Annotated in this window: 5 protein-coding genes; 4 read left to right on the top strand and 1 reads right to left on the bottom strand. The window is 63.9% G+C overall.

The window, feature by feature from the left end; translation table 11 throughout:
* The 4 genes from VGP39_RS07150 to VGP39_RS07165 all read left to right on the top strand — a co-directional run.
* A partial coding sequence (locus VGP39_RS07150; protein ID WP_327567404.1) for a branched-chain amino acid ABC transporter permease occupies window positions 1-858 on the top strand: 858 nt, incomplete at its 5' end.
* A gap of 3 nt (window positions 859-861) precedes the next feature.
* Window positions 862-2,631, top strand: a complete 1,770-nt coding sequence (locus VGP39_RS07155) for a branched-chain amino acid ABC transporter ATP-binding protein/permease (protein WP_327567405.1) — start codon at window positions 862-864, stop codon at window positions 2,629-2,631.
* Entirely contained in the window at window positions 2,628-3,359 is a 732-nt protein-coding gene (locus VGP39_RS07160; RefSeq protein WP_327567406.1) for an ABC transporter ATP-binding protein, read from the top strand. Before VGP39_RS07155 ends, VGP39_RS07160 begins: the two co-directional genes overlap by 4 nt.
* A 208-nt stretch (window positions 3,360-3,567) precedes the next feature.
* The gene (locus tag VGP39_RS07165) at window positions 3,568-4,047 is read left to right on the top strand and encodes an endonuclease domain-containing protein (RefSeq protein ID WP_327567407.1); all 480 of its coding nucleotides are present in this window, start codon (window positions 3,568-3,570) and stop codon (window positions 4,045-4,047) included.
* A 6-nt stretch (window positions 4,048-4,053) separates the two neighbouring features.
* Here the strand turns inward: VGP39_RS07165 and VGP39_RS07170 are convergent.
* On the bottom strand, window positions 4,054-4,978 hold a 925-nt coding region (locus VGP39_RS07170; RefSeq protein WP_327567408.1), incomplete at its 5' end, for an ABC transporter substrate-binding protein.

The raw sequence follows: 4,978 nt of genomic DNA on the forward strand, positions 1-4,978 counted from the left end.
GGCACTGCGCGGCTCGCGCTGGCGATGGGATTTGTGGCATTCTGCCTCGATCTGTTCGGCGCCCGCAAGGCGCTGAACCTGCGGCGCATGCTGCGCGCGCTGGGCGTCAATATCCTGCTTCCTCTCGGGATTCTCGCGCTGACCACCGGGCTCGCCAGCCGGCAGACCCCTATCGCCGTCAACATCGCGCTGTCGCTAGTGATCGTCGCGGCGATCGGGCTTTTTCTCTATCGCATCGCATTCCAGCCGATCGCGCACACCTCGGTGCTGGTGCTGCTGATCGCCTCGGTCGGCTGCCACCTCGCGCTGCAGGGTTTTGGGCTGGTGTTCTTCGGCGCCGAGGGGCAGCGCGGCCCGACCATTTCCGATATGGCCTTCACCGTCGGCCAGTTGCGCTTCACCGGCCAGAACATCGCCGTCTATGCCATCACTATCACCTTCATCGTCGGGCTATGGCTGTTCTTCGGCTATACGCTGTACGGCAAGGCGCTGCGCGCCACCGCGGTCAACCGGCTCGGCGCGCGGCTTGTCGGCATCCGGACCTCGCTGTCGGGACAGCTGGCATTTCTGCTCGCTTCGGTGATCGGCGCGATTTCCGGAATTCTGATCGTCCCGATCACCACACTGTATTACGACACCGGATTCCTGATCGGTCTGAAAGGTTTTATTGCCGCGATCATCGGCGGCCTCGTCAGCTATCCGCTCACCGCCGTCGCCGCATTGGTGGTCGGGTCGGTCGAAGCGTTCTCCTCGTTTTATGCCAGCAATTACAAGGAAGTCATCGTCTTCACGCTGATCCTTCCGGTTCTCGTGCTGCGGTCGCTGGCGGCGCCCGCGGTCGAAGAGGAAAAGGACTGAGCGATGCCGCAGCGCCTCCCGGTCTTCATCTTCGCAGCTGTGATGGCGGCGATTCCGTTCATCCCGGGCATGCCGCCGTTCTGGATCGTGCTGCTGGACAATATCGGCCTTGCCGCGCTGGTGGCGATGGGGCTGGTGCTGCTGACCGGCGTCGGCGGCCTCACCTCATTCGGCCAGGCGGCGTTTTGCGGGTTTGGCGCCTACACCACGGCGGTGCTGACCACCGCCTACGGCGTATCGCCATGGCTGACGCTGCCGCTGGCGCTGCTGGTCAGCGGCGCCGCCGCGGTGCTGCTCGGCATCGTCACGGTGCGGCTGTCGGGGCATTACCTGCCGCTCGGCACCATCGCCTGGGGCATTGCGCTGTTCTATCTGTTCAGCAAGCTGGAATTTCTCGGCCGCAACGACGGCATCTCGGCGATTCCGCCGCTGGCGATCGGGCCGCTCAAAATGCTCGATCCCGGCACCATCTATTTTGTGATCTGGATCGCGGTGATTGTTTGCGCGGTGCTCTCGATGAATCTGCTGGACTCCCGCACCGGCCGCGCCATCCGCGCGCTCAGACGCGGCCATGTCGCCGCCGAAGCCTTCGGCGTGCAGACGCCGCGTGCAAAATTGCTGGTCTTCATCTACGCCGCGGTGCTGGCGGGATTGTCCGGCTGGCTCTATGCGCATTTCCAGCGCGCCGCCAATCCGACGCCGTTCGGTCCGCAGGCGGGAATCGAATACCTGTTCATCGCCGTGGTCGGCGGCGCCGGCTATGTCTGGGGCGCCGTGCTCGGCGCCGCCATTGTCGTGGTGCTCAAGGAAATCCTGCAAAGCTATCTGCCGCTTGTTTTCGGCGGCCAGGGCCAGCTCGAGATCATCGTGTTCGGCATCATGCTGGTGGTGCTGCTGCAACTGGCGCCAACGGGCGTCTGGCCCTGGCTGATGTCGCTGCTGCCGTTCGAGTCGGGCCGCAGGCGGCCGGATACGAGGGTGGCGCCGCTCGCGCATATCCGGCCGAACCTGGAGTCCGGCACGCTGCTGCAAATCGACAATGCGCGAAAACAATTCGGCGGCGTCATCGCCGTCAACAATGTCTCCTTCGACGTTCGGGCGCGCGAGATCGTCGCTCTGATCGGGCCGAACGGCGCGGGAAAAAGCACCACATTCAACCTGGTCACCGGGGTGCTCACTTCATCGGGCGGCACCATCTCCTTGCTGGGCAAGAACATCGACAACGCGCCGCCGCAGGAGGTGGTAAGACTCGGCGTTTCCAGAACCTTCCAGCACGTCAAGCTGGTGCCCGATATGACTGTGCTGGAGAACGTCGCGATCGGCGCGCACTTGCGCGGCCATGCCGGCGCCATCGCCAGCATGCTGCGGCTGGACCGCGCCGATGAGGCCGGATTGCTCGCCGAAGCCGCGCGGCAGATCGAGCGCGTGGGCTTGGGCGAACAAATGAATCAGCTCGCGGGTTCGCTGTCGCTCGGCCAGCAGCGCATCGTCGAAATCGCGCGCGCGCTGTGCGTCGATCCGATCCTGTTGCTGCTCGACGAGCCGGCCGCCGGACTGCGGCACATGGAGAAGCAGCAACTCGCGGCGCTGCTGCGGCAATTGCGCGACGGCGGCATGTCGGTGCTGCTGGTGGAGCACGACATGGGTTTTGTGATGGATCTGGCCGACCGCATCGTGGTGCTCGATTTCGGCACCAAGATCGCGGAAGGCACGCCCGCCGCGATCAAGAGCAATCCCGAGGTGATAAAAGCCTATCTCGGAGCCGCGTCATGAGCGCGCTGCTACAGGTTTCCGATGCCCATGTCGCCTATGGCAAGGTCGAGGCGGTGCGCGCGGTATCGCTGCAAGTTCGCGACGACGAGATCGTCACCATCATCGGCGCCAACGGCGCCGGCAAGACCACGCTGCTCAATGCCATCATGGGCATCCTGCCGCTGCAGGGCGCCGCGGCCTTCGCGGACCAGGATATGGCGCAGCTCGAGATCGAAGACCGCGTTGCCGCGGGGCTGAGCCTCGTGCCCGAGCATCGCGAACTGTTTTCCACCATGAGCGTCGAGGACAACCTGCAGCTCGGCGCGTTCCGGATCGCCAAGGCGATTGCGGCAAATTCGTTCGAGCGGGTCTACACGCTGTTTCCGCGATTGAAGGAACGCCGCAGGCAACTGGCCGGAACGCTGTCCGGCGGCGAGCAGCAGATGCTGGCGATGGGCCGCGCGCTGATGGGCGCCCCGAAACTGTTGATGCTGGACGAGCCGAGCCTTGGCCTCGCGCCGATCATCGTCGCCGATATTTTCCGCACCATCGGCGAGTTGCGCGCCGCCGGCGTCTCGGTGCTGCTGGTCGAGCAGAACGCGCAGGCCGCGCTGCAGATCGCCGACCGCGCCTATGTCATGGAGCTCGGCGAATTTATTCTGGATGGACCCGCAGCGGATATCGCAGCCAACCAGCGCGTGGTCGCGAGCTACCTCGGCTTCCAGCACGAGGGAAAGAGCGGGATTTGAGGCTGCGGATGAACAATCACCCCTCCCCGCTCACTACGCGAGCGACCCTCCCCCTCCAGGGGAGGGTGTAGAGGGCGCTCTTCTATTTCTAATAACTGTCGAAGAGATCGCGTTTGCCTTACCCTCCCCTGGAGGGGGAGGGTCGTCGGGCATCGAACGTAGTGAGATGCGCGACGGGGTGGGGTGACAGCGTTGGAGGCAGATAAAGATGATCTCAACAGCCGTACGCCGCGCGACCGCAAAGAAGCTGCGCTCGAACACGACGCCCCACGAACATACCCTGTGGCGTGCGCTGAAGGAAATTCCCATCTCTGGCACGCACTTCCGCCGTCAGGCGCCGATCGGTCGGTATGTCGTCGATTTTTTCTGTCCCGCCGCTCACCTGATTATCGAACTCGACGGCGGACACCACAATGACGACGAGGCCGCGAAACGCGATCTTGAAAGGCAAATTTGGCTTGAGCGGGAAGGATATCGAGTCATCCGATTTTGGAATTCGGAGATCGCGGGCGATCTGAACGCGGTGCTCGAACGAATTTACGTTGAGCTTTATGGCTCACGCGAAGCTGAGATCGCACGATTTAAGCATCAGCGGCGATTGAAACGGACCGCTGTCACCCCACCCCGTTCGCCCGACGATGCTTGCGCATCGCCCGGCGAGCGACCCTCCCCCTTCAGGGGAGGGTAAGAAACCCTACTTCGCCGGAACGTATTTCCCGTCCTTCACCGTCAGGATGATGCGGGCGCGGTCGTCGAGGCCGTAGCGGTCCTTTTCGGTGAAGTTGTAGACGCCCTGGCTCGCTGCCAATTCCTTCTCGCTCATCAAGGCCTGACGGATCGCTTCGCGGAATTCAGGCGTTCCGGGCTTGGCTGTCTTCAACGCCACCGGCACGACGCGTTCGAGAATCTTGAACGCATCGTAGGAGTGGCCTGCGAACTGGCTGCGGCTGTTGGCGCCGTACTTGGCTTCATAGGCGGTGTTGAGCGCAAGGCCCGGTTTCTTGGTGAGCGCGCTGTCGGGCTGGCCTTCCGGATTCATCACCGGACCGGACGCCATGATCACGCCCTCGGCGGCGGGACCCGCGATGCGGATGAAGTCCATGCTGGCGGCGCCGTGGTTGTGGTAGATCAACCCCTTATAGCCGCGCGCGCGCAGTTCGGTCTGCGGCAATGCCGCAGCCGTGCCTGACCCGCCGACCAGGATCGCGTCGGGATTGGCGGCGATCAGCTTCAGCACCTGGCCCGTGACCGACGTATCCGGGCGCGCATAGCGCTCCTCACCGACAATCGTCAGGCCCAGCGGCACGCCCTGGGTCTTGAGATCGTTGATCCAGAGGTCGCCGTAGGAATCGGAGTAACCGATATAGCCGACGGTCTTGATGTTGTGCGTCTTCATGTGCTCGTACAGGCCCTTGCCCATCAGCGGCACCGGCTGCGGCATCGCCACCGACCATTTGGCGCGCTCCGGCGTAATCGGGAACGGCGCGAGGCTGAGATGCGGAACGCCGGCTTCGTTGGCGACCGTCGATACCGCGACGGTCGGCGGCGTGGTCGATGAGCCCATGATGACGTCGGCCTTGGATTCGGTGACGAAACGCCGCGCATTGGTGGTGGCCGCG

It is taken from the genome of Bradyrhizobium sp. (genome assembly GCF_036009065.1).
Taxonomy (GTDB): Bacteria; Pseudomonadota; Alphaproteobacteria; order Rhizobiales; family Xanthobacteraceae; genus Bradyrhizobium.